The 25389-nt window shown below is 61.3% G+C and carries 22 protein-coding genes; 9 read left to right on the plus strand and 13 right to left on the minus strand.

What is annotated here, in order from left to right:
• Nucleotides 1-2: 2 nt before the first annotated feature.
• The 3 genes from DW233_RS04050 to DW233_RS04060 form a co-directional block, all read right to left on the minus strand.
• Nucleotides 3-2684: an RNA helicase gene (locus DW233_RS04050; RefSeq protein ID WP_118266824.1), complete on the minus strand. Its 2682-nt coding sequence runs from the start codon at nucleotides 2682-2684 to the stop codon at nucleotides 3-5.
• Nucleotides 2685-2992: 308 nt separating this feature from the next.
• Nucleotides 2993-3832, minus strand: coding sequence for a tRNA (guanosine(46)-N(7))-methyltransferase TrmB (locus DW233_RS04055; RefSeq protein ID WP_118266825.1), 840 nt, complete (start codon nucleotides 3830-3832; stop codon nucleotides 2993-2995).
• A 118-nt stretch (nucleotides 3833-3950) separates the two neighbouring features.
• Complete coding sequence (locus DW233_RS04060) at nucleotides 3951-4823, minus strand: hypothetical protein (protein WP_118266827.1); 873 nt, start codon at nucleotides 4821-4823, stop codon at nucleotides 3951-3953.
• Nucleotides 4824-5091: 268 nt separating this feature from the next.
• Here DW233_RS04060 and DW233_RS04065 point away from each other — a divergent pair, with 268 nt between their 5' ends.
• The 4 genes from DW233_RS04065 to DW233_RS04080 all read left to right on the plus strand — a co-directional run bounded on the left by DW233_RS04065 (nucleotide 5092) and on the right by DW233_RS04080 (nucleotide 9588).
• Nucleotides 5092-5808, plus strand: a complete 717-nt coding sequence (locus DW233_RS04065; RefSeq protein ID WP_118266828.1) for a helix-turn-helix domain-containing protein — start codon at nucleotides 5092-5094, stop codon at nucleotides 5806-5808.
• Nucleotides 5805-6704: a DUF4097 family beta strand repeat-containing protein gene (locus DW233_RS04070; protein WP_118266830.1), complete on the plus strand. Its 900-nt coding sequence runs from the start codon at nucleotides 5805-5807 to the stop codon at nucleotides 6702-6704. Before DW233_RS04065 ends, DW233_RS04070 begins: the two co-directional genes overlap by 4 nt.
• 97 nt (nucleotides 6705-6801) lie before the next feature.
• Nucleotides 6802-8709: an elongator complex protein 3 gene (locus tag DW233_RS04075; protein WP_118266831.1), complete on the plus strand. Its 1908-nt coding sequence runs from the start codon at nucleotides 6802-6804 to the stop codon at nucleotides 8707-8709.
• Complete coding sequence (locus DW233_RS04080) at nucleotides 8710-9588, plus strand: spermidine synthase (protein ID WP_118266833.1); 879 nt, start codon at nucleotides 8710-8712, stop codon at nucleotides 9586-9588.
• Nucleotides 9589-9616: 28 nt separating this feature from the next.
• Here DW233_RS04080 and DW233_RS04085 read toward each other — a convergent pair whose 3' ends face one another.
• The 9 genes from DW233_RS04085 to DW233_RS04125 all read right to left on the minus strand — a co-directional run bounded on the left by DW233_RS04085 (nucleotide 9617) and on the right by DW233_RS04125 (nucleotide 19364).
• Nucleotides 9617-12061 (minus strand): DEAD/DEAH box helicase, encoded by a 2445-nt coding sequence (locus DW233_RS04085; protein ID WP_118266835.1) that lies wholly within the window; start codon nucleotides 12059-12061, stop codon nucleotides 9617-9619.
• Between the two features lie 116 nt (nucleotides 12062-12177).
• Entirely contained in the window at nucleotides 12178-13482 is a 1305-nt protein-coding gene (locus DW233_RS04090) for an ATP-binding protein (protein WP_118266836.1), read from the minus strand.
• A complete protein-coding gene (locus DW233_RS04095; RefSeq protein ID WP_233547933.1) occupies nucleotides 13475-15235 on the minus strand; it encodes a TerB N-terminal domain-containing protein in 1761 nt (586 codons plus the stop codon). Before DW233_RS04095 ends, DW233_RS04090 begins: the two co-directional genes overlap by 8 nt.
• Before the next feature lie 87 nt (nucleotides 15236-15322).
• Nucleotides 15323-16096: a DUF554 domain-containing protein gene (locus tag DW233_RS04100; RefSeq protein WP_233547934.1), complete on the minus strand. Its 774-nt coding sequence runs from the start codon at nucleotides 16094-16096 to the stop codon at nucleotides 15323-15325.
• A gap of 61 nt (nucleotides 16097-16157) precedes the next feature.
• Entirely contained in the window at nucleotides 16158-17588 is a 1431-nt protein-coding gene (locus DW233_RS04105; RefSeq protein WP_118266838.1) for a hypothetical protein, read from the minus strand.
• Between the two features lie 18 nt (nucleotides 17589-17606).
• Nucleotides 17607-17822 (minus strand): hypothetical protein, encoded by a 216-nt coding sequence (locus DW233_RS04110; protein ID WP_147325188.1) that lies wholly within the window; start codon nucleotides 17820-17822, stop codon nucleotides 17607-17609.
• Between the two features lie 49 nt (nucleotides 17823-17871).
• Entirely contained in the window at nucleotides 17872-18471 is a 600-nt protein-coding gene (locus DW233_RS04115; RefSeq protein WP_089573324.1) for a hypothetical protein, read from the minus strand.
• A 90-nt stretch (nucleotides 18472-18561) separates the two neighbouring features.
• Nucleotides 18562-19071, minus strand: coding sequence for a hypothetical protein (locus DW233_RS04120; protein WP_118266839.1), 510 nt, complete (start codon nucleotides 19069-19071; stop codon nucleotides 18562-18564).
• Nucleotides 19068-19364, minus strand: a complete 297-nt coding sequence (locus tag DW233_RS04125) for a hypothetical protein (RefSeq protein WP_117786356.1) — start codon at nucleotides 19362-19364, stop codon at nucleotides 19068-19070. The genes DW233_RS04120 and DW233_RS04125 overlap by 4 nt, the downstream gene beginning before the upstream one ends.
• 346 nt (nucleotides 19365-19710) lie before the next feature.
• Here DW233_RS04125 and DW233_RS04130 point away from each other — a divergent pair, with 346 nt between their 5' ends.
• The 3 genes from DW233_RS04130 to DW233_RS04140 are packed head-to-tail and all read left to right on the plus strand — an operon-like array spanning nucleotide 19711 to nucleotide 23336.
• Entirely contained in the window at nucleotides 19711-21312 is a 1602-nt protein-coding gene (locus DW233_RS04130) for an FAD-binding oxidoreductase (RefSeq protein ID WP_118266841.1), read from the plus strand.
• Between the two features lie 2 nt (nucleotides 21313-21314).
• Entirely contained in the window at nucleotides 21315-22130 is an 816-nt protein-coding gene (locus DW233_RS04135; protein WP_089573320.1) for an electron transfer flavoprotein subunit beta/FixA family protein, read from the plus strand.
• On the plus strand, nucleotides 22131-23336 hold the full coding sequence (locus tag DW233_RS04140; protein ID WP_117563499.1) for an electron transfer flavoprotein subunit alpha: 1206 nt from the start codon (nucleotides 22131-22133) through the stop codon (nucleotides 23334-23336).
• Here DW233_RS04140 and DW233_RS04145 read toward each other — a convergent pair.
• Nucleotides 23333-24145, minus strand: coding sequence for an HD domain-containing protein (locus tag DW233_RS04145; protein ID WP_117582900.1), 813 nt, complete (start codon nucleotides 24143-24145; stop codon nucleotides 23333-23335). The genes DW233_RS04140 and DW233_RS04145 overlap by 4 nt on opposite strands.
• A 162-nt stretch (nucleotides 24146-24307) precedes the next feature.
• Here DW233_RS04145 and DW233_RS04150 point away from each other — a divergent pair, with 162 nt between their 5' ends.
• Together DW233_RS04150 and DW233_RS04155 are read left to right on the plus strand one after the other, a co-directional pair.
• Nucleotides 24308-24964, plus strand: a complete 657-nt coding sequence (locus DW233_RS04150) for an AzlC family ABC transporter permease (protein WP_158567801.1) — start codon at nucleotides 24308-24310, stop codon at nucleotides 24962-24964.
• Nucleotides 24954-25277, plus strand: a complete 324-nt coding sequence (locus DW233_RS04155; RefSeq protein WP_117629654.1) for an AzlD domain-containing protein — start codon at nucleotides 24954-24956, stop codon at nucleotides 25275-25277. Before DW233_RS04150 ends, DW233_RS04155 begins: the two co-directional genes overlap by 11 nt.
• Nucleotides 25278-25389: the final 112 nt, after the last annotated feature.

The raw sequence follows: 25389 nt of genomic DNA on the forward strand, positions 1-25389 counted from the left end.
GGCTAGTCTTCGAGCAAGTCCTCGATAAAGCCGACGCGGTAGTTCTTGAAGATGACCTCGCCGCCGTCCTGTGTAGCGTCCAGATCGACATCGCCCATGATGCCAAAGTCGTGGTCGCCGTCCTCGTCGGCAAAAATCTGGTGCACGTGCCACACGTGGAGCGCCTTCTCGTCGGACTCGTCGATCGAGAACATAGCAGAGGAGCGCGCGTCGCCGTCGGTGAGAATCTCCTCGTGCTGCTCGTGGTAGGCGTCGAGCGCCTTTTGCCAGCGAACCTCGCTCATGCCCCAATCGGCATCGAGGTCTCCCAGGTCGCGCACGTGCCCGCGGACGGCAAGGGTCACGCGGCGGAAGAGAGCGTTTCGCACCAGCAGCGTGCAGCCGCGGCGGTCCGCCACGACTTCGTCGATGCCTTGCGGCGGCGCGGCGTCGAGCGCGGCCGGGTTGCCGGCGTTCTCCCACTCGTCTACCAGGCTCGAGTCCACCGAACGCACCACAAAGCCGAGCCACGAGATGATGTCGCGCAGGCGCTCGTCGCGCTTCTCGATCGGTACGGTGCGGTCGAGCGAACGGTAAGCCTCTGCCAGGTAGCGCAGCAAAATGCCCTCGGAGCGGGCGATGCCGAGCTTTTGAATGTAGCCCTTAAAATCGCTCGCGCTTTCCAGCATATCGCGCAGGACGCTCTTGGGAGAGAGCTGGTAGTCGTTTGCCCAGGGTACTTCCTGGCAGTACTTGTCAAAAGCGGCATCGAGCAGGTCCTCGAGCGGCTTTTCGTACGTGACGTCCTGAATGCGCTCCAGGCGCTCCTCGTATTCGACGCCGTCGGCCTTCATCTCGGCCATGGCGCGGTCGCGCGCGGCACGCTCCTGGGCGCGGAGCACCTGTTTGGGGTCCTCGAGCGTGGCCTCGACCATACTGATGAGGTCCATGGTATAGGTCTCACTTTCGGGGTCGAGCAGCTCCAGCGCGGCAAGCAAAAAGGGCGAGAGCGGCTGGTCGAGCGCAAAGTCCTCGGGCAAGTCGACCGTCAGTGCGTAGTCGATGTCCGGCGCGGCGTCAGCCGGAGCGTCGGGTGCGGGCGGCACCTCGGTGCGCACGACGACGCCGGAGTCGATGAGCGTGGCGAAGATCTCGTCGGCACGAACCTCGAGCTTCGCCTTTTCCTCGGGCGTTTGCAGGCTTGTCTCGATAAGGTCGTGCACGCGGGCGCGGGCGTCGCCGCCCTGCTCGACCACGCTAATCACCATGGAGTGTGTGATGCGAAGGCGCGGCTTGAGCGTTTCGGGCTGCGTCTCGATCAGGCGCTCAAAGGTCTGCTTGTTCCAGGTGACAAAGCCCTCGGGGGCCTTCTTCTTTTTAATCTTGCGGAGCTTCTTGGGGTCGTCGCCCGCCTTGGCCATGAGCTTGGCGTTTTCGATCTCGTGCTCAGGCGCCTCGGCAATTACCATGCCCTCGGTATCGAAGCCCGAGCGGCCGGCGCGACCGGCAATCTGGTGGAACTCGCGGGCGCGCAGGCGACGCATCTTGTAGCCGTCGAACTTGGTGAGCGCGGTGAGCACCACGGTGTGGATGGGTACGTTGATGCCGACACCGAGCGTGTCGGTGCCGCAGATGACGGGCAGCAAGCCCTGCTGCGCCAGGCGCTCGACCAGCAGACGATAGCGCGGCAACATACCGGCATGGTGCACGCCGACGCCGCATCCGAGCAAGCGCTTAAGAATCTTGCCAAAGGCCGTCGAGAAGCTCGTGCCCTTGGCTGCCTCCTTGATGGCCTCGCGCTGCTCCTTGCTGGCAATGCCGAAGTTGGCGAGCGACTGTGCCGTCGCAAGTGCGGCATCCTGGCTAAAGTGCACGATATAGAGCGGGGCCTCGCCGCGGCGCATCGCGAGCTCGACTGTGCCTTCGAGGGAGGTCGTCACATAGCCGTAGCTCAGCGGAACAGGGCGCGGGGCATCGACGACTAGGTCGCACGTGGCACCGGTGTGCTCCTCGAGTGAGGCAGCGATGGCGGTGACATTGCCGAGCGTGGCGCTCATGAGCATAAACTGCGTGTGGGGCAGGGTGAGCAGTGGCACCTGCCAGGCCCAGCCGCGGTCGGGGTCGGCAAAGTAGTGGAACTCGTCCATGGCCACGCAGCCCACGTCGGCGTCCTCGCCCTCGCGCAGCGCATCGTTGGCAAGGATTTCGGCCGTGCAGCAGATGACGGGCGCCTTGGTGTTGATATGCGTGTCGCCGGTAATCATGCCTACGTTATCGCGGCCGAGCACCTGCACCAGGTCGAAAAACTTTTCGCTGACCAGGGCCTTGATGGGGGCCGTGTAATAACAGCGCTTGCCCTGCGCCATGCCCATAAAGAGCATGCCCAGCGCGACAAGCGACTTACCCGAGCCGGTCGGCGTGCCTAAGATGACGTGATCGCCGGCGGCCAGGTCCATGAGGGCCTCTTCCTGGTGGTCCCACAGCTCAATGCCGCGGTCGCTCGTCCATTCAAAGAAGCGTTCGAAGGACTGATCGGGCGTGAGCCACGGCTCGGGCTCGCTGCCGTCCTCGGGCTCCCACCAGGTGGGGGAGAGTGCGCCGAGCGAGCCGAACTCTGCCTCGGTTCCCGTGCCGCCCGAGAATGAGCTGGCAGCGCCGGCGCCGGAGACGGTGCTGGCGGCGGTATCTGTCGTGCTTTGCGTCATGTGGTAACTTTCTCTCGCGTTTGTCCGCCATCCATTATGGCGTAGCGTCGCATCGATGCGTTCGCAGGCAAGAAAATGCAGGAAATGGGCGTTCTGCCAGCCGTTTGGTGCAGTCGCCAGCTAAGTGAGTAGACTTTTTGCGATATCGCGAGCACATGGTTTTTACGCAAGGGCTCTACCTGCGGTTTTAGTTTTCGCCATACGGGTTGTGCTTGGTTGTTGCCAAAAAGTCTACTCACTTAGGTTTGAGGGCCGTTCGTCGGCACCTATTTGCGTTTGGTTACCGGCGCAGCGACTGTCAAAAGCCCCTAGGACTCCTGCGGCAGGCGCTTCTTGCCCTTGCGGGCGCGGTTTCTAAAGTTCTCGACGGCTTCTTCCATGCCCAGAGGCACATAGGTGAGCTCATCGAGGTTATCGGGCAGGTAGCAGGCAAGACTTTGCTCCTGCATGTGACCCGCCGTGAGCACATCGTCACTGGGATGTGCGCCGGGTGTGGCGCAAATGCCATAGACGACGGCACCCATCTCGCGCGTGCGACGCTCGTATTCGGTCTCGGGGTGCTCGGGATGGTCGCGGCGGACGTCGTCGCTTACCCAAAGCGTGTCGTAGCCGGCCGCAGCAAACTGCCCCAAGGCGTAGTCGCGCAATGGCTTACTGTCGGTTCGCAGTGTGACGGTGGCACCGGCTGAAAAGAGCGGACGGTACAGCATTAGGTGGTCGACATGGACGAGTCGCGTTTTGGCGTACTTGGCCTTGGGCTGCGGCGTGGGAAAGTTGATGGTGATGGCATCGAGTTCGCCTGCGGCAAATAGCTGCGGCAGCGATGCGGCACCTCGGGGCAGGACGAGTGCGTTGGACAGCCTCTGCTCGCAGATTTTCTGTGCGGCATAGGCGATGCAGATGGGCTCCTGGTCCATGCCGATAAAGAGCGTGTTTGGCTCGTGGGCCGCGCGCTCTACAAGGTACGTTCCCTTGCCACAACCAAGATCCAGGTGAAGGTGTTCGAAAGGCTTGCTGCCTGCGGGCGCACAGGCCTTGCGCCAATCTCCGACATAGGCCTCGGGGTTCGTCTCAATCGCATCGGCGTAGCGCTCCAGGCGCTCCTCGAGTACAAAGTTCTTAGGCGTGCGAACGTGGACGGCTCCCATGAGGCTCCTTGGTCATAAATGCGAAACGCATGGCTGCGCGTTTCGGCGATGCGTTGGAAGAAGGTGGGCATAGTTTGCCCGAAAGATGCGGCGCGGCTCGGCGGCGCGTCGTCGGTGCCTACAGACACTTGAGAATCACATAACGGTTGAGCTCGCCGCTACGGCCGTCGGCGTGGAAACGCTCGAGCTCGCGTACGGGAACCTCGCCGCTCTTGTAGAACGTACGAACGCCGCGCACCAGGTCGGTGATCTGTTGATCGTCAAAGTGGTGGCAGTAGCGGTAGGCATGGCGGTCGTTTTGCCAACCAATGAGGTGGTCGCCGGCTTCAAACTGCGCGGAATCGTAACCCTCAAACGGCGGGGTGAGTTCGGCGCGGGCTTCGGCGCGAACGGCCTTGCGCGCCATGCGCTCGTCGTTCATAAACTCCCAAAAGCTGATGGCGATGATGCCGCCCGGGCGTGTCTGGCGCACCAGGGTGTCGAGCACGCGTACGCGGTACTCGCACGACGGCACGTGGTGCATAAAGCCAAAGCAGACCGAGATATCGGCGAGCGGGGCGTCGAAAAGCACGTCGGGTGTCTCGGCGGGGTTGAGCTTCATAAGGGCGTCGAGCACGTCGAGTTCCTGGAAGTGCAGGTTGGGAATGCGCAGGGCGTGGCCATGTGCATCGATGGCCAGGTCTTGGCACGAGTCGACGCCATAGAACTCGAAGGGGCAGCTGGCATCTGCCGAGGGGTTTGCGCCGTCGACGCCCTTGGCGGCAAGTGCCCCGCCGGCGGCAAAGTTCTCGAATCGCATATTGCCGCAGGCAAGGTCGAAGACGCGGACGGGATGCTCGATCGTGGCCACATCGAGCTGCTCAAGCGCGATGTCCATGGTGCGCACCCAGCCGGGCCACGGGGCTTGGCGCGTATCGGAAAAGGAAGTGGAGTGCTCGCGATAGAACGTATTGTTGAGCTGGATGAGCGATGATGCGAAATCGCGGTTCACGGCGCGGAACTCCCTCCGATGGCGGTGCGGAATAAACAGTACGACCATACTACCGTTAACGCCGCAACGGGGACAACCGAGCTGTGGGTCATTGCTTTGTTTGGACACATTTCCGCAGCTCATATGTGCCCGCAACCGCTGGTTGTCAAAAATCTCACTAGAATAGGTGGCATGATTTTGGCGGTGGCGGATAGATTTTTAACTGTGCAAGGCGCCTTAAGAACAGCAACGGTCCGGCGGCACGGCTGGCAAAAGCATAGGAGGAACCATGAATGTAGAAACTGCGCAGCGGCTCGCCGACCTTCGCCGCAGCAAGGGCTTTAGCCAAGAAGGGTTGGCGCGAAAGCTGGGTCTGTCGCGCCAAGCGGTCAGTAAATGGGAGCGCGCGGAGAGCTCGCCCGATACCGAGAACCTGATCTCGCTTGCCAAGCTCTATGGCGTGAGTCTGGACGAGCTGCTCAATCCGAGCGACGAGATCGAGGACGATATCGAATTTGAGAACGAGGACCGCGCCCGCCAGCGCGAGGCCGAGGCGGCGGAACGCGCCCGTACCCACGAGGCGGCGGCACGCGCAACCGAGGCGGCAACGCAGGCAAGTGATGCTGCGGCCAAGGCGGCGCAAGCTGCAAGCTGGAGCGCGCAGGCGGCTAACGCCGCGACGGCGCAGGTGACGGGCACCGGTGCGGTCAATCCGACTCCGGTGAAAGGTCCGTTCCAGTCGTTTCCGTATTGGGCCGTGTGCTGGCTGTTGTTCTTTTTGCTGATGGTCCTGTTTGGTGGCGGCCCCTTTGCTGCACTGATTTTCTTTACGATCCCCATCTATCACTGGGTGGCGCGTGCGCTCGATGGCGACTGGGCACGCGGGGATATTCAGGTTGGTCCGGCGCCGGTGGCAGTTAGGGCTCAGGATGTTTCCGTTGCGGTTGATACTGACGTGGCTACCGCGACCAGCGCTGAGCCGAGTGTCAAAGAGGGTGATGAATGATGAAGCTCTCGCGTGAGTCTAAGGTGCGCCTGGGCGTTGGCATCGGGGCGTTTGTGCTCATTATCGGGCTTGTCTTTGGCGCTTCGCGGCTATTGGCTCATTCCGATATTGTGCGTACGACCGGTATTCTATCTGGCCATTTGTCTGATTTTGACGATATGTTTGACGAGGACGATTCCTTGAATAGCGGTAACTATTCCGCTCGGCCTCAGCAGCTTTCGAGCACGACTTTTGATGCCGATGAGTTCCGCTACCTCGATTTCGATATCAATGCGGCTTCGGTGGACGTCAAGGTTGTTGATGGCAACAAGGCTCGCGTTATCGAGCGGGGACGCGTTGCCAAGGGTATGGATGCCTCCAAGGCCGCGACGCAAAACATCGCATCCGTCGAGGACTCGACGCTCAAGGTTTCCCAGTTTGGAAGTGATGACGGTAAGGCAATCGATCGCTCAGTTACGGTCGAGCTGCCGCGCCGTGTTGCCGAACATCTGAAGGGGATCAACGCGCACGTGGGCTCGGGTGATCTGCAGATTGCCGGTGTCATCTGTGATGGTTTTGACCTTTTCCTGGGTGCGGGAGATGTAGAGTTTACGGGCAGCGTGACTGATGCGCTCAGTGCTGAGGTCGGTTCGGGCGATGTGACGTTCGAGCTCTACCAGGCCCCCGCGAAGTCGATGGACGTAAGCGTGGACTCGGGCGATGTGGAGATATCGGTTCCGAACTCTACGGGCTTTAAGGCGAGCCTCACCGTGGGCAGCGGCGACTTCGAGAGCGATTTCCTTCCGCTTGGCTACGACGGCGAGACCATTTTGAATCTTGAATTCGACAACGGTGATAAATCTGCCACGTATCGTTTTAAGGTCGGTTCGGGCGACATGTCGTTTGATTCGGAGTGACATGCGGTTTTCGGAGACCCGCAAACGTAGCCGCGCTGTTTGATGAAGGCGCCGAAGCCGAGATTGGCTTCGGCGCCTTTGCCTTTACAATGGGGACATGGAACAGATTATCTTGAACATACTTGAGGCCCTGCGTCGCGGCGAGACCGTGGACGACAAGGCGCTCGTCAAACTGATACATGCCGAGGCGCGCCGTGAGGGTGCCGACAAACGCGATTTGGCCAAGCGCCGTCTGCTGCCGTTCTATCAGCGGGTGAAGCGCGAGGAGCCGGCTCGGTGGGCTGCGTGGAATGTCGATTCCGATCTGGAACGCCAACTGCTGCAGGTGCTGCGCATGAAGCCGCGCCGCACGGCTTCGGGCGTGGCGACCATTACCGTTATCACCAAGCCCTGGCCATGCTCGGGCGATTGCCTATTTTGTCCCAACGATCTGCGCATGCCCAAGAGCTATCTGCACGCTGAGCCGGCGTGTGCCCGTGCGGAGCAAAACTGCTTCGATCCGTATCTGCAGGTGAGCGCTCGTCTGACCGCGCTTTCGCAGATGGGGCATGCGACCGACAAGATAGAGCTCATCGTGCTCGGTGGTACCTGGAGCGACTATCCGCAAGGGTATCAGGCATGGTTTATGTCGGAGCTCTTCCGTGCGCTCAATGACGATGCCGTCGCCGGCGTGGCGGCAAACCCCATGTTGGCGCGTCCGGGCATCAGCCGTGCCGAGGCAGGGCGCCTGCTCGATGGTGCTCCCGCCGATGCCCTGCCGCCGGTGGTAACAGAGCGCCGCGAGCGCTATCGGGCTGCCGACATTGCGACAGACGAGGCCAAGCTCGCTGCCGGCGTTGCCGACGAGCAGGGGCGTGTGGATGCTGCCGTGGGCGGCTATAACCGCGCGGTGCGTTGTCTGTACGGCCCCGGCACGCCGTGGGGCGAGGTCGCCGAGTGGCAGGCGGCAACGATGGAGGAGCTTGAGCAGCAGCAACGCATCAACGAGACGGCGAAGCATCGCGTGGTGGGACTCGTTATCGAGACGCGCCCCGATGCTGTAACGCCGCAGGCGCTCACGCTCATCCGTCGTCTGGGCTGTACCAAGATCCAGATGGGCATCCAGAGCCTCGACCAGCATCTGCTCGATATCAACGAGCGTCGCATTTCGGTGGCGCAGATCGAGCGCGCGTTTTCGCTTGCGCGCCTGTTTGGCTTTAAGATCCATGCGCATTTTATGCTCAACTTGCTGGGCGCCACGCCCGAGGGTGACAAGCGCGACTACGAGCGCTTTATGACCGAGGGCGCCTTTATGCCCGACGAGGTCAAGGTCTACCCGTGTGCGCTCATCGAGGGTTCGCGCCTGGTGGGCTGTTACGAGCGTGGCGAGTGGCGCCCCTATACCGAGGAAGAGCTGCTCGACGTACTGGCCGATGACATCGTGGTGACGCCGGCGTTCTGCCGCATCAGCCGCATGATTCGCGACTTTAGCTCCGACGACATTATGGTGGGCAACAAGAAGCCCAACCTGCGTCAGCTCGTTGAGAACCGCCTGGCTGCTCGGGGTGACGGTGCGACGGTGCGTGAGATTCGCTATCGCGAGATCAGCACGGCGGGTGCCGACCTGGGCGAGTTGACCCTTGACGAAGAAGTGACGTACGAGACGCCGGTGACGCACGAGCGCTTTTTGCAGTGGGTGACGCCGCAGGGCAAGATTGCGGGCTTTTTGCGGCTGTCGCTGCCCGATCGCGCATTTGTTGCCGCGCATGCGGACGAGTTGCCGACGACGCCGGACGAGGCGATGATTCGCGAGGTGCACGTGTATGGCATGGCGGCGCGCGTGGGGGATCAAGGCCAGGCAGCCCAGCACCATGGGTTGGGACGGTCGCTGGTGGAGTGTGCGTGCCATATTGCTCGGGACGCGGGCTATGCGCGCATCAACGTGATCAGCGCGATTGGTACGCGCGAGTACTATCGGCATTTGGGTTTTTACGATCATGGCCTTTATCTGCAAAAGGAGCTCTAAATGAACAAGCCGAGTGTTTCTGCTGGCGTCGTTGCCGGCGTTGCTCTGGGAGCCGCGGCGCTTGGTGCGGCCGCCGTCGCTGTTCGTGCTGCCTGTCTGCAGGTTGCGCGAACCCGCAATGGGTTGGCGCGTGTGAAACGCGTGCACGATGAGGGCGGCGATGAGATTCTCGTGTTGGTGCAAGGCGGCGTCTACCAAAGCGCAAGCTACGTTGGCGAACGTTGGGCGGAGCCCGTCTTTGCGTACTATCGTGCGTTTGACGACGTGTTTGAGGCCGAGGGCGCAATGCGTGACGCTTATGGTCATGGCATCGACCGCATGCTTATGCTGGGCGGCGGCGGGTTTGCCTATCCCAAGTTCGCGCTGATGTTGCATGAGAGTTTGCGCATGGACGTCATTGAGTACGATGCCGAGATTACACGTCTAGCGCGTCGTTGGTTCTACCTAGACGAGCTGGAGCGTACGGCGGGCGATCGCCTGCGGGTGATTACCGCCGAGGCGCGTTCGTACCTGGGCGTGACGAGCGTGGGGCATCGTCGCTACGACGTGGTCGTGAGCGATTGCTTTGGCGGTGCCGAGCCCGTACGCGAGCTGGCGACGGTTGAGGCGATGCGTTTGGTGCGGGGCAGCCTGAACCCCGGCGGTATCTATGCGGCCAATATCGTGAGCGCGAACGAGGGGAGCGACGTGACGTTCCTGCGCGATTGCGCAGCCACGGCGCTCGAGGTGTTCGCCCATGCCTGGGTGGTCCCGTGTGGCGATGCGGAGTTCGGTGGCGAGGAGAACTACCTGCTCATCGCCAGCGACGGCGACTACACCTTTGCCGAAGCCGTGCCCTTCGATGCTGACTTCCTCGGCGCGGCCCTCCACGACAAGTAAGTCTCCCTGTCCCAAAAAAAGACTGGTCCTAGGCGTGGTCGCACCAGCTGCGGACACGCTGCTTCATGCCCTCTATGTCGAGCACACCTTCGGCAAAGCCCTTGCGCACGAGCTCTTCGGGAACAAACTCGTCGTAGCGGTCAAAGTAAGGCACCTCGCCAGGATAGACGAGCTCGATGCGATCGAAGTCCTTTTCGGCCTCGGCGGCGAGCACCTCAAAGAACGTCTCCTCATCGGCCTTCATCTTAAACTGCATAAAGTATGGACGCGACGGATCGAGCCCGCGAAGGCCCAGCTCCGCGGCGCATTTAATCTTGAGCATGCGCTCGAGCGCCAAAAAGGCGTAGCTTCCCAACCAGGGGAAGAGCACCCAGGTGTCGCCGCCCAGGTTAATGAGCGGTTTAGTTCCCGCGCCCGAAATCTCGGCGGTATGACGAGCCTGTGCAAGGCGTGCCCGTGCGTTGCCCATGAGGTACGGATATGCCGCGTGCTCGTTGAGCGCCTTGCGCATGCGCTCGAGTACGTGTGTATTGATATCGCCGGGACAGTCGCCAAAGTAGGCCGGCACACGGCCCTTGACCTGCGTGGCAAAGACGGTATGACGCTTCCAGTCCACTTCCTCGACAATCCAGCAGTGTCCGGCGATGGCGATGCGCTCACCGGGCGGTGGGGGATTGACGATCGTGCCCAGCTCGGCCGATTCGCTGCGAACGGTAAACTCCTCGTTTTCCTGGAACACGGCGTAGAACTTAAAGTTGTTGATGATGCGCTCGCCCGCGAGGCCCACGATGAGCCCACCGCCCTCGGTGACCTGGATGTGGTCGATCTTGATGAGGTGGCGCAGCAGTACGCGATAGTCATCGGCCGAGACGCGGTGGAAATAGCTGAGCGTGAGCACGCGCTGAGCAAGCTCGGCCGGTGTGAGCTCGCCGGTGCTGGCGAGGGTCGACATAGTCTGGTGATAGAGCAGGCTGTAGGGGAGACGATCGAGCTCGGGTGGCTCGACCCACTTTTCCTCGCGATAGAGTTGTACGAGCGCGATACCCTGCAGGAGCTTCCAGGGAATGGTTTCGGGCATCATCGTGCGCGGCTCGGGCTCTTCCTCGCGCATGACAAACCACATCTCGGGCGGAAGATCGCGACGGCCTGTGCGCCCCATGCGCTGCAAAAAGGAGCTGACGGTAAACGGCGCGTCAATCTGGAAGGCGCGCTCCAGGCGGCCGATATCGATACCGAGCTCCAACGTAGAGGTGGTGACGGTTGTCTGCGTCTGCTCCTCGTCGCGCATGAGCTCCTCGGCCGTCTCGCGTAGCGATGCCGAAAGATTGCCGTGATGGATGAGAAAACGGTCGGGCTCGTGCCGGCTCTCGCAGTAGCTGCGCAGCATGGAGCACACGGCCTCTGCCTCCTCGCGCGAGTTGGCAAAGACCAGGCATTTGCGGCCGCGCGTATGCTCAAAGATATAGCCCATGCCGGGGTCGGCGTTGTCGGGCGCCGTGTCGGTGGGGTTGAGAAGCGCCTGCTCGGTCGCTCGTGGGATGTCGACTTCGCCCTCGGGGGCCGAGGAAGTGCGACGGTCTTTGGGAGCGGCCTTGTCCCGCGCCTGCTCACGACGTTGACGGTGTTCTTCCTGTGTAAGCTGTCCGCTGTGGCACATGTCTTGTCCGGATGCGGGCAGCGCCGCGGGCGCCGCCGTCTCAATACGCTCGCAAGCAAGCACCTCGGCTTCCTGCGGACCTGTGCCTACGAATCCCCGCTGCTGTGCCTGGGGGCCCGAGTTGTAGAAGTGCTCCATGGAGATGCGCCACACGCGGCGCGGTTCTTCAAAGCGGGGGATAACGCAGTCGCGCCCCGTTCCCTGTGAGAGAAAAGCGCCCGTGCGCTTGGGGTCGCCGATGGTAGCGGAAAGGCCAATGCGTCGAGGCTGCACGCCGGCCATGCGCGAGAGTCGCTCGACAAGGCAGAGCGTCTGCCCGCCACGGTCGCCGCGCATGAGCGAGTGAACCTCGTCGATGACCACGTAGCGCAGGTCGCAAAACATGCGCGGGATCGCCATGTGCTTATGGATCAGGAGCGCCTCGAGTGATTCGGGCGTAATCTGCAAGATGCCGCTCGGTTTTTTGATGAGTTTGGCCTTGTGCGACTGCGAGACATCGCCGTGCCAGTGCCAGACAGGGATATCGGCCTCTTCGCAGAGGTCGTTGAGGCGAACGAACTGGTCGTTGATGAGTGCTTTGAGGGGGCCAATGTAGAGGGCGCCCACGCTCGCGGGCGGGTTCTCCCAAAACTCGGTCAGGATGGGAAAGAAGGCCGCCTCAGTTTTGCCAGATGCCGTGGATGCCGTCAGGAGCACATTGTCTTGCGTGTTGAAGATGGCATCTGCCGCCGCAACCTGGATGGAGCGCAGACTCTCCCAATCGTGGGAGTAGATGAAGTCTTGGATAAACGGGGCGTAGCGGTCAAAGGCGTTCACGGGGCCTCCTTTCAACAACGAATCTCTCAACGCGGCTGGCAACGGCTTGCTGCATTACTGCTTCAACGTTTGCCCAGATAAAACCTGCCAAAATAAACCTGTCCCTTATTGGCAGGTTAGATGGTGAATTCGGCGAAGTTACGGTCGCCGCCTGCGGTATCGGTGTCGCCTGTTGCGGTTGCCGGCGCCAACGCGTCGCCGCCGACGCTTTGCAGCAGCTCGGCCACGTTGGCGTCGGGGTTTTGGCATAGGATGTCGAGCAGCTCGATAAAGTCACGAATGACTTCACGCGGCGTCAGATGCGTGTCGGCTCCCACGCGACCGAACTCGATCTTGAGGAAGTCCACCAAGTCGTTCTCGGTAAGCGTGGGCGTCCAGCCAAAGTAGCCGGCGTGAATTTGCATGAGTTTTTCGATCAGCACCAGCAGCTCCTCGTAGGTGAGTGGCTGCAGGCGGATGATGGGCGCGAGCATGTCCTTAAGGTCTTCGCGCGCAAAGCGGCCCTGAGCGAGTCGGCTGCGCAGGGCCTCGTAGGAGAACACGCCGCGGCGGCGGTCTTCGATGGAGGTTGGCGTGCCGCCCATGATCATGCCCAGGTACTGCGCCTTGCCTTGGAGCGTGTCGTTGTACATGGTCAGGATCTTCTCGTAGTTGTATTGGCGCGTGATGGCGTTGGGAATCTTATACAGATTCACGAGTTCGTCGATGAGCACCAGCATGCCCTTGTAGCCGCTGCAGACCAAAAAGCGCGCAATGAGCTTAACGTAGTCGTACCAGTCGTCATCGCTGATGATGGTCGAGGAGCCCAGCTCGGCGCGTGCCTCGCTCTTGGTGCGGTATTCGCCGCGAATCCATTTGGTCACGCGGCTCATGGCCTCTTCGTCGCCCCCGGATGCGGCCATGCGATAGCGGCGGAGCATGCGGGTGAAGTCGAAGCCGTGGACCATCTCCTCGAGCGGGGCCAGTTGGGCATTGACGACCGACTCGTCGACGTCGGCACGCGAGGCGACCCAGCGATCCAGAATAAGGTTGAGCGCACCGCCCTCGGGGCGCGTCTTGGTCGATATATTGCGGATGAGCTCGCGGTAGGTGGCAAGGCCCTGTCCCTGACCGCCCTGCAGGCGGCGCTCGGGCGACAGGTCGGCATCAGCGACGACGAATCCCTCGCCCATGGCGTGCGTGCGGATAGTCTGGAGCAAAAAGCTCTTGCCGGCGCCGTAACGACCGACCAGAAAGCGGAAGCTCGCGCCACCGTCGGCGATGAGACTCAGATCGGTGAGCAGGGCGCGGATCTCGACCTCGCGCCCTACGGTGATGTAAGGAAGGCCGATGCGCGGGACCACACCGCCCTTGAGCGAGTTGAGAATGACGGCAGCGACGCGCTTGGGCACGCGAGGTGCTGCGGATGCGGTATCACTCATGGTCTAGGTATCCTCTCACGTCTGCTTCGTAGTCCTCGATAATCTGCGGCCCTGCCGCGCTAAATTCAATTACGGTGTCGCCCACCAGGTCAAAGAGCGCCTCGTTGATGGTATCGACGAGCATGTCCTCGCTCTGCTCCGATTGCACTACCGCCGATTCCGCCTGTACTGCGTTGTGCTCGAGCAGCGCGCGGAGATAGGCGTCTGCGGCGGGCGCGAGTTCGTTCGTGGCGTCAGCGGGCGCAGCAGCTGCGAACGCGGGCGTCGGTGCGAGAAGCGGTGCCACGACACCAAACTGTTCGGTGGATATGGTCGGCTCGTCGGACTCGTCCTGCCCTGCGGCCGCCGCGACTGCCTCGACCGTCGCGGCGGCCGCAGGCTCGGCTTCCGGTTGCCCTGAGTCCGCTGCCTCGGCTTCTGCGGACGCGCCGTCCTCGCGTTCCTCGTCGATCAAAAGCGCTTCGCGCGTTTGTGCGGCAGCGCTCCGAATGTGCCCCAGCTGGCTCAAATCGATATCGATCTTGACGGGCTGGTGTGCGGCGTCCCACGAAAGCCAAGCCACAATCTCGTCATCGATAATCTTGGCCAGATATTTGGGGACCTTTTCTTCCTTAAGGGGATGGGCGGGGTCCAGCGCCAGGCGCAGGCGTTGGTCGCAGGCGCGCATCATTTCACCGAGCTTGCTGCTCTTTTGCCTGCTACCGTGAATCCGCATGCATTCCCAAAAACCGTTTTGGCAACGGTAGATATGGATGGGGTCCAGACGGTATTCGCAGTCCTCGTGGCGCTCGGGCGCAAAGAATACGGCCGAGGCAAACATGGTGTAGGGCATGGCCGTCTCCTCCCCAAATAAACTTGCCACGATGCCGGTCTTTCGGTGCGTGTCATAGTAGCGCGCTATGCGGACATACACGGCGCACGCCACGTGGCACAGATCGCGGTGGTGGCTGCGGTCGAGCCGCGAGTTACTTAGGTTGTACGTGGAGAGGGCGTTGATGGCGGCCATGAGTCGCTCCTCGCGCACCTCATCGGGCGGAAGGGGGAGCGTGGGCTCGGAGGTTTTGCGACGCTTGGGTGCCGGGTCAGACGGCGTCGGTGCTGGTACAAGGTCTCGTGCCGCGCGCCGCAGCTCGATAAGGGCGTTATCGAATATGACGGTTTTAGAGTCGCGAAGCAGCTTGGGGTCGAGCCCGTGGAACACGGCGTAATCTTGCAGCCACACGCGCGCAAACCGGTCGATGCCGGGCTCGAAGGCGCGATAGACATCCCAAAAAGCCTTGATCTTGTTAAAACCATCGAGTGGATTATCTACGCCAATGCCGCAGATCAGCTCATAGAGATACAGAAAGGCAAAGGACGTAGACGTTTCCTCGACGGTTCCGCGGCGCACTTGGGCACGCCAGGTAAAGTAGCCGCGCAGCTGCCGGTCGCTCATGGCGTTGTAGGTGGGAAAGTACGACTTAAAGGTGCCGTTGTAGGGACAGTCGTCCTCAAAGTCGGCCATCAGCAGGCCCTGGCGGTAAAAAAGCTCGGCTTCCGAAAGCCAGCGGCCCGCACCGCCCTTGGGGTCATCCTGCCAGCGCGATATCTCGCGCATTTTACGGTACTGGTCGGGGAGGAAATTCTGCATCTGTCGGCCGGTTTTGAGAATCGGCTCGTCTGCGTAGGTTTCGTTTGAGAAGCGGGCGGACTGATGGGTCCGGGCCTCGGCCATGATGCGCTCGATGAGCATCTTGATGTCCTGGTCGGCCACCGCTCCTCCTCTCGAACACAGCTACGGTGACCTCATATCATAGCACAGCATCAAACAGATGTTCGAGATACCGCTGCGTTGATAGATTTAGAACAGGAGGGCGTAGATGACGGCGATGACGACGGAGGGAAGCATATTGGCCGTGCGGAAGGTCTGAGGACGGATGAGGTTGACGCCGACGCAGAAGATGAGCATGGAGCCTACGAGCGAAAGGCTGTTGAGGGCAGCTGTGGTCATGATGGGGGAGAGCGCGCCGGCAAACAACGTGATCGTCCCCTGGAACACGGCGACGGGCAGGGCGGAGAAGATGCAGCCGCGGCCAAGCGAGGCCGTCATGGTGCAGACGATGATGCAGTCCAGTGCGCCCTTGAGGGCAAGCGTTGACCAGTCGCCGAGCAGGCCGTCCTGGATCGATCCCACAATGGCCATGGCGCCGATGCACACGGTGAGTGAAGTCGAGACAAAAGCGTTGGTGAACTCGTTATCGCCCTCACTGCCAGTCTTGCGCTTGAGCCATTCGCCAAGGTTCTCGATGGCGGCCTCCAAGTTGATGGCCTCGCCGATGGGCGAACCGAGCGCAAATGAGACGATGAGCATGGTGGTACCGGTGGTCGACAGCGCCTTCCCATCGATAAGGAGCATCTTTTGCATGGTGCCGCCAAGGCCGATAAACAGGACGCACAGCCCCGATGCTTTCATGAGCGTGTCTTGGATGCGCGGTGTAATGAAGCGGCCGCCCGCTAATCCCAAAAGACCGCCCGCAACTAAAAGCGCAACGTTGATGATTGTTCCCAAGCCCGGCATGAGCCCTCCTGTATTGATGCCAACGTGGCAATCGTAGCAGAACGAAATGCGAGGCACATCGCGACTCATCTAATACGTTATATAAGTGGTATTAGGAATGATGCGCAGCATTTAAGCCTCAGGTGGTTGTCGGGACATAGGGATAGTAGTCAAAGCGCAGTGTCATAAGCCGCTGTGGGGATTCAATAGCCGCGGCGATGATATTGGCATCGCGGGCACGATCAAACCCTTCGAGTTCGATCTGATACGAAACGTCTTGCATAATGTCCAGACGTCGCCAGGCTAGAAGTGTGTCGCCATCGAATTCCAAGGTCTTGCTTCCGTCTGGGGCAACGGCGTATAGACGCAGTTTAGCGGTGGTTGCAGGGTCGACAACCGTGACCTTTTTAATTTCGTTTCGAGTATTCTTGGCGCCCAACAAGGTGAGCAGTGTTGGGGCCACGACCTCGCCTGATGGCAAAAAGACGACTTCGATGGATTCGGGAAATGCGATGATGGCCGACTTGCGGACGGGCTGATTGGCGGCGGCAACTTCGATGTTTGCAGCATCGATGACCTCTGTGTGGTCGAGGGCGGCAAGCACGCAGCAGTTACCTTCATCGATCTCCTGAGGATCAGCAAGTCCCAGACTGTCCGCGAGCTCGGGATCGTTTGGACCGGTAGCGGGCTCATTCGGTGCTTCGAAAGAAGCTGGGACGCTGTTTGTCGGCGACGGCGTGTCGCCCGCACCTGCTTCTTTGTCCGTGCTCTCTTCTTGTATGGTTGCGTTGATGGGTTCGTCGTTTGAGGGGAGCGTCTTGGCGTCAAGCGCGGAGGGGACAATCCCGATGGCTCCGGATCCGTTCCACTCCATTTCGAGAAGCGCCGGGTCGGCAAGAATGCGTTGCCTGCCTAGCGTGTGGGTATCGATCGCAATAGGGCCTGCCTCCGTCCCGCGCGTAAGGCTGAGCGATCCGGCCGGCTTCTCGAAATGAATGTCTGTGTCTTCGGTGCTGGCGGCGTAGAACAGCAGGGATGCTTCTCCCGCCGCGATGGCATCGGTGCCCGCCTTGGTCAGCCGCAGCGATGCCGTGAATGAGAGGGTGGGCTGCACATCGTCTGCATTCGCGGCGGCGCAGCCCAGACATATACCGCCTCCTTTCTCGAAAAACGCACCGTCGAAGGCGACCTTCGCTCCGTTCGCCGAGTCATCGACCGAAGCGATATCGATGCGCAACCCCAAATCGCACGGATCGCCATCTGCATCGAGCACAATCGAGCGCCACGTGCAGACGGCGCACCCCGCCTGGGAGCCGTTTGCCTTGTTCGAACGATTGATATCCACGACTATCGAGCCGTCCGTATTACGACGAAGGCATCCCGAGGTTGAGATTGCGGCCTGTGCGATCGAAAAACGCTTGCACGCAATGGCGCTCGACGGATTTGGTGCGGAGCTTAGGGCTGCTGGTAAGGAATCTGCCATGACGGGAGTCGCCCAAGCGGCGACAGGCGTTCCGGTTGCGAGCGCGCCGCAGAGTGCGACGACGGGCAAAAGGTTCTTCGATGCCATGGGGTCTCCTTAGCTAATTTAGTGCGGCCTGTCCGTGTTTCGTTTCTGGCTGCGTTTGATGTGCAGACCGAGGCCGGCGGTTCCCGCGCCTGCTGCCGTGGCGCCTGCTGCCAAGAGCCATCGTCTGTCGTCTGTCTGTGCCAACGGTTCCTTGCAGTTGCCGCGGTCGAGCTCCGAGAGGTCGACCGTCACTTGCGTGGCGGCCTGCGCCTGTTCTTGCTGGGCAAAGGCCATGGCTGGCCCAAACGCTAGGATACTGACGGCGGCGGCCAGGGCGACGGCCTTATGCCGTGTGCGCACCGGGCTCGACCGTCCAGGTGATCGTTGCAACCTGATCGCCTTCGCCGGTTACGCGGAAGATGTCGCGCGTGACGCGGGCGACGTTTCCGCTTGTCTTGAGCTTAATTTTGTCCGTGCCGCCGGCAATGCCCTGGTAGCCCATGTCGAAGGCTGCATTCTTGGAAAGATCGAGGCCCGTCTCCTGCATTGCGGCGCTGGCGTTCTGGAGTGCACCGTCGGGGCCGACCTTAAAGTCGATGGAATTCTGCGCGGTTCCGGCCTTGGCGTCGGCGGCAATGGTCCAGGTGTTCATGGCGTCGATCTTCATGTTGGTGACATGGATGCCGTAGGCCGAATGATTGTCGATGGTGGTCGCGTCTTCTGAGGGGCCCTGAAGCGTGCCGTCGGCCTTGGCGACGAAGGGAATAACCGTCGGAACTTTGAACTCTACGTTGTCGATCTCGGTCCTGACCATTACTTTCGTGGTTCCAACGCGCCCGGCTGCCAGAGCTGGCGTCGGGGCGGCGCCCATTGCGAGCGCGAGCGCGAGCCCTGCGCCCACGACGAGCGCTCTGGCTCCGTTCATGTTCCTGGTGATGTCCATGGTCGTTCCTTTCTATTCGCCGCGGGCCGTCCCCGCGATGATTGGACGAATGCTGGTGAATTGCGTGCGGTGCCGCGTCGGCCGAAAAAGCTAGTTCTCGGCTTGCTCAACCCGTACCTTGACACGTGTCGGATTGCCGTGGCTGTCGAGGGTCTTGGCATCGAGTGCCTGGATCTCGATGTATGCCTCGCCTTCTTTGATGTCGCCGGCGGGGCACGTCTCGATTGTCTTGCCGGTCTCGACCACACCGGATTCGTACATGGTCTCGTCGTTTTGGATGACGCGGAATCGCTGGGGAAATTTATTGTCTTGGACGTTTTGCACGTTGACGCGCAGCTTGCCGTCCTCCTGTAGCTGAGCGACCGGCGCGACCGAAATCGTCATCATGTTGTCGCGGACGATGGCATCGAGCTCATCTTGGATTTCTTGTCGCGATTTACCCTCTGCCGTCGTGACTGAGGCGCCCGCTTCGGGCACGGGCTGCGACTGCCAGGCGTATAGCCCTACGGCGACAAGGGTACAGACGATGGCCAAGCAGACAACGATGAACTTCTTGCGACGACCCAGTCCTGCAAGGCGGGGCGGCTTCTTCGCACTCATGCGGCGTCCTTGGTGGTGTAGACACGTGCGAACGTGGACGGGTCCGCTCCAAAGAGCATGTGAAGCATCAGGCGGCGCGAGTAGATGAGCTCGTCAAAGTCGCGAGGGAGCTCGATGTCGTGGATGCGCGCGATGTGGTGGGCGAGCGCCGAGAACGACTCGGGGTCGCAGATAACATCGGTGGTGACGTGGTAGACCGCCGTATCGGGGAACGCCTCTTCGTCGAAAGGCAGGAGATAGGGATCGTCGTCGACCTCGATGGCGACGCCGTACTGGGGCCAGTAATATGCCATGGGAACCTCCCTGCTTCTGGGACCAAAACTTCTATCGGTTTTGGCTGTCGACGCCGACCGTATCAGCCGCTACTTGACCAATTTCTGACCAAATGCTTGACGGATTGACATCTCCGCAGGTAAAAGGCAGTAAAAATTACTTCAACTTTTTTCGAGCGACATTTACGCGATCGGCGACGGCGGGGCGATATGTGTCAAAAGCATCGTCTGCCGAGGAAACCTTGCCGCTCGCCGAATTGCACGAACGTAAAAATCGCCAATTATGGAGACGGTCTCGAACACGTCGACGAAACGATGCGGTAACATCTCCCTGCAAACACTGTAGTTAGCTAAAGGGGGAGTTCGCGTGTCTGCAACCATCAAACCCTTCACCGACGAGTTCGAAGAGTATGGCCGCGATGAATCTCGCGCATCGGGCGAAGCATCGAGCATCTCGTTTCCGACAACGGAAGACGAGGTCCGTGCCATTTTGGGAACGCTCCATGCCGAGCGTGTCCCGGTAACGGTTCAGGGCGCCCGAACCGGCCTTGCCGCCGGTGCCGTGCCCCACGGTGGGCATATCCTCAATACTTCCCGTATGAATCGCTACTTGGGCCTTCGCCGCGATGAACAAGGCCAATTTCTGCTGCGCGTGGAGCCGGGCGTTGTGCTCTCGGAGCTGCGTAAGCAGCTGAGCAAGAAGGTACTGCCGACCGCTGGTTGGGACCAGGCATCGCTTGAGGCCTACGAGGAGTTCCAAGAGTCCCCCGAGCAGTTCTTTCCCACCGATCCCACCGAGGCATCTGCCTGTCTGGGCGGCATGGCGGCATGCAACGCCTCCGGCGCCCGCAGCTACGCTTACGGTCCCATGCGCCCGCATGTCACGGGACTCCACGTCGCGCTGGCTGATGGCGATTTGCTTGAGCTTCAGCGCGGCGAGGCTTTTGCCCAGGGCCGCCACCTGTCGCTCGTGACGGCAGAGGGCCGTACGCTCGAGCTCGATCTTCCCGGCTATACCATGCCCGAGACAAAAAATGCCTCAGGCTATTTCGTTGCGGACGATATGGACGCCATCGACCTCTTTATCGGCGCGTGCGGCACGCTCGGCGTTATCACCGAGCTCGAGATCGCCCTGCAGGCGGCACCTTCGGTCGTTTGGGGTGTGAGTTGCTTTTTCGATAGCGAGGACAAGGCGGTGTCCTTTACCGATTCCGTGCGCCCTGTCCTGTCCCATGCGGCTGCCATCGAGTACTTCGATGCTGGCGCCCTGGATATTCTACGTCGCCAGCGCGAGCAGTCGACGGCGTTTGCCTCGCTGCCGGCGCTCGACGACGAGGCAAAGGTCTGTGTCTACGTGGAGCTCGATTGCGATGACGAGGCGCAGGCGACCGAGGAGCTGTACCACTTGGGATGGGTGCTGGAGCTTGCGGGCGGCCGCGACGATGCGACATGGGTCGCCCGCACCGAAGTCGATCGCGAGTGCCAGCGGTTCTTCCGCCACGCGGTGCCCGAGAGCGTCAACATGCTCATCGACGAGCGTCGCCGCACCGACCCCACCATTACCAAGCTGGGATCGGATATGTCGGTGCCCAATGCACGCCTTGCCGATGTCGTGGCCCTCTATCGCCGCACGCTGGCCGAAAGCGGGCTTGAGTCTGCTGCCTGGGGACACATCGGGAACAACCATCTGCATGTGAACATCCTGCCGCGCGATGCGCAAGACTACCGTCGTGGTGGAGAGCTCTTTGCCCAGTGGGCTTCCGAGGTCACGGCTATGGGCGGTGCCGTTTCTGCCGAGCACGGCGTCGGCAAGATCAAGGCGGGCTTCTTGGAGACGATGTACGGCCACGAGGCCATGGTCGAGTCGGCGCGCCTCAAACTCCAGCTCGATCCTGCCGGCCAGCTGGGTCGCGGCAACCTGTTTACGGAGAAGCTCTTGGATGAACTCGTCCAGAAAGGGGGCGCGTGAAGATGAGTGATTTCCATATGGTGGTGTGCGTCAAGGCGGTGCCCGGAAGCACCGAGGTCAAGATGGACCCCAAGACCAATACTATCGTGCGTGATGGCAAGCAGGCGGTCATTAATCCCTTCGATGCAAGTGCCCTCGAATGTGCGCTAGCGCTGAAGGACGACTTTATCGGCTTTGGCATGGACGTGCGTGTGACGGTGGTGTCGATGGGCATCCCCGCGACCGAATCGCTGCTGCGCGACTGCATCGCCCGCGGTGCCGACGACGCGCTGCTGCTGACCGATCGCGCCTTTGCGGGCGCCGATACCCTAGCCACCACCTATGCCCTCAAATGCGGCATCGAGGCACTCGATGAGGACTTTGACCTGCTCATCTGCGGCAAGATGGCGGTGGACGGCGATACGGCCCAGATCGGCCCCGAGCTGGCCGGCGCCTTTGGGGTCCCCTGCGTGACCGACGTGAGCTGTGTGCAGAGCGCGGGATTTACGACGTGTGGCTCGCTGGCGCTCGTTCACGGCTGCGATGCCGGCGAGGAGACGGTGTACCTGGAGATGCCGTGTGCGATGACGACTGCCAAGGAGATTGGCCAGCTGCGCATGCCGAGTATTGCCGGTATTCGCGCGGCCGAGGATGCAGACGTGCGCGTGGCCAGCGCTGCCGACGTAAACGCCGACCCCTCGCGTTGCGGCCTTGCCGGATCACCGACGCAGGTCGTGCGCTCGTTTGTGCCCGACCGTGACCAAACGTGCGAGGCCGTCGAGGGAACGGCGTCCGAGCAGGCGGTAAAACTTGCCAAGATTATCGAGGGGATGGCATAGATGAGCGGGCTGATTATCGATAGCGAAGCCTGTATCGGCTGCGGTCGCTGCGTTCGCGCCTGCGCCTCGGGCGGCATTGTGGTGGAGGGTGAGCGCCCCAATCGCTGTGCCCGCGTAACCGACGGCTGTATCCTGTGCGGTGGGTGCGTCGACGCCTGCCCCGTCAACGCCATCTCGATTGAGCGCGACGAGGCCGCCGGCGCGGCAGACCTTGACGCATATCGAGACATCTGGATCTTCGTGCAGACTGACGAGCACGATGCCGTTGCATCCGTGGCCTTCGAGCTCATGGGCAAGGGGCGCGAGCTTGCCGATGCCCGCGGCTGCCGTCTGGTGGCACTGGTCGGCATGAGCCCCGAGGGCTCACTCGGGGACCTGGAGCATCTGATTTGCGCCGGTGCGGACGAAGTTCTGGTCTGTCGTGACGAGCGCCTGCGTCAGAACGACGCGGAGGTCTACGCTCGCTTGATCTGCGATTTGGTAGCCGAGCGCAAGCCCGAGGCCATTCTGTACGGCGCGACCGCCTTTGGTCGCGAGCTGGCGCCCGGTGTGGCCGTGCGCTTGCAGACGGGTCTTACGGCCGATTGCACGGTGCTTTCTATGGATACGGAGACGGGTCTGCTGCAGCAGACGCGCCCGGCGTTTGGCGGCAACCTGATGGCCACCATTATCTGCCCCAACCACCGTCCTCAGATGGCAACGGTGCGCCCCGGCATCTTTAAGGCGCCCGAGTTTGACTATAGCCGCTCCGGCACGATTACCCAGGTAGTGCTTGCGGATGACGTTAAGGCCCGTGTCGAGATCTCGATTCCCGCCGAGGAGTGGGGACAGCAGGCCTCAATTGCCGATGCCGAGCGTCTGGTCGTGGTGGGCCGCGGCATCGGCTCCAAGAAGAATCTGCCCCTGATGCGAAAGCTCGCCGATGCCCTGGGTGCCGAGCTTGGTTGCACGCGTCCCATTGTGGAGGCAGGCTGGTTGGAGTATCGCCACCAAATTGGCCAGACGGGTGTATCGGTCTCGCCCAAGCTTCTCGTGAGTATCGGTGTTTCGGGCGCCATCCAGCATCTTGCCGGCATCGGTGGGGCGGAGTGCATTATCGCCATCAACGAGGACCCGGATGCCCCCATCTTTGGTGCTGCCCAGTACAAGGTTGTCGGTGATGCCGTCGAGGTCGTCGAGGAGCTGCTGGCCCAGTTTGAGCGCTAGGCACGCGCCAGCCAGTCGCGCATCTCGTCCTTTAGGCGGCTCCAGGTTGCCTGCGTGGCGGGGTCGGTAAAGGGCCGCGTAATGCCAAAGGGCGCGTCGAGCAGGCGGTAGATATCGCCTTGCTCGCGCGCCAGCGCGCGGCTTGCCGGATAGACGAGCTCAAACATAAAGCAGATAAGCCCCACCAAGAAGTCGGCGGGCTCATCGCGCTCATCGCGCGCGACGCAGCGGTGCTCGTCAAAGGCGGTAAGCGCCGGTGTCGAGAAGTGGCTGGCGAGAAACGTGTCCTCATCCACCTTGAGGACGGTGTCGACGGTGCTGTCGGCGATGGTGCGCATAATGTCGATCTTGTCGCCATCGCGCACGATGTCGCAGAAGCTCCGCGTGCGCTCGTCGAGCTGTGCGGGTAGACGGAAATCGCTGTGATAGGCGATGCTCGCTCGGATGAGCTCATCTTCTGCCGGGTCATCGATAAAGTCGCGGATGCTCATTACGGCGGGTGCATCGGCGGGATTCTCGCCAAAGAGGACCTCGATGCCCAGCACTGCATGGCTCATGCTCTCGGCGTCCTTAAAGGTGTCCCAGCGTCGCAGCTGCTCAAAGCGGCCCATATCGTGCAGCAGGCCGCAAAGCCATGCCAGGTCAATATCTTCTGACGACCAGCCCTGCTCGCGCGCTACGGCATCGCATGCCTCGGCCACGTGGTACGTATGCTCGATTTTGAGCGCGATGCGTGGGTTGGTGGCGTCGTAGGCATCGGTGTAGCTTTTGAAGGCCGCGCGCGCCCGGTCTCGATCGATAGCTGTCATAATGACTTCCTAAAAAGTTGTGTCTTTCGATCCGGTGGCAATTGTAGGTGAACTCGTTTGCTGTCGGATGATGATTCTGCCGTGTCGCTACATGCGGTTCGGAGACCTTGTCAGGATGAGAAGCGTATGGTGCTCAAAATCGTTAGAACCGTCTGGCCAGTGATGCTTACCTATGTTGCAATAGGCGCGCCGTGCGGAATGATCATGGGGCAGACGGGAATGGAACCCTGGATGGTCTTTGCTCTGAGCAGCACGTTCGTGACGGGCAGCGGGCAGTTTATGATCTGCAACCTGTGGCTGGCGGGCGTGCCTGCAGCATCGATCGTCGCGAGCGTTGCTGCCATCTCCTCGCGCTTTGCGCTTTACTCGGCATCGATCACGTCGCATCTGACGGGTGCCTCGAAGCGTCAGACGCTGGCTGTTGCCGCGACACTTACCGAAGAGGCATATGGCATCTCGCTTGCCAAGTTGGTTGAAGGGGAGGATTGGGGCCCGCGCGAGTCCTTTGTGCTCAACGTGATCCTTATCGCAACATGGGGCGTATCGTGTACGACGGGCGCCATCGTCGGCGCCGTTGTCGATGTTCCCACCGCCATTGCAGCCTTTGTCTGCACCTCGCTCTTTATCTGCCTGCTCTTTTCGCAGCGGCTGTCGCGCGGCAACGTTGTCGCGGCGGTTTCGGGCGCGGTGTCCGTCGCCGTATGCAAGTTCTTGGGCCTCACGAATATTGCCGTGCCGGCAAGCGTCGTGGTCGGCATTGCCATTGCGCTGGCGTGCGATGCTGTATTAGACGGAAGAGGTGCCCGCGATGCCCGTTAACGAGTTCTTGGTTCTGTGGCTGTCGTCGTGGGCTGCTATCGCGTTCTTTCGCATCGCGCCGGCGTTTGCCTTGCGCGGGAGAACGCTGTCGCCCCGCATTACCGAGGCCCTGGGTTATATCCCGCCCGCTGCCTTTGCCGCGCTGGTCGCCAACGACTTGGTGAGCCCCGGCGCGTTCGACGCGGGACCCTGGCCTGCCTTGGTTCCCTGGATTGCGGCTGCCGGCGTCGTGGCCGTGGCGGTCAAGACAAAATCGATGCTGTGGTGCTGTGTTTCGGGCATCGTGTTCTATATCGTTTTGAGCCTCATATAAGAGCGGGGCACGTTTAGCGCCCCTGTCCAACGAATCGAATTTCTCACCGAGCTGGTCTATTTCTTCTGGTACCATGGTCAAACTTTACTGTAGCAAAGCGTGACGTGGGCTT

The organism is Collinsella sp. AM20-15AC (assembly GCF_003471405.1).
Lineage (GTDB): Bacteria > Actinomycetota > Coriobacteriia > Coriobacteriales > Coriobacteriaceae > Collinsella.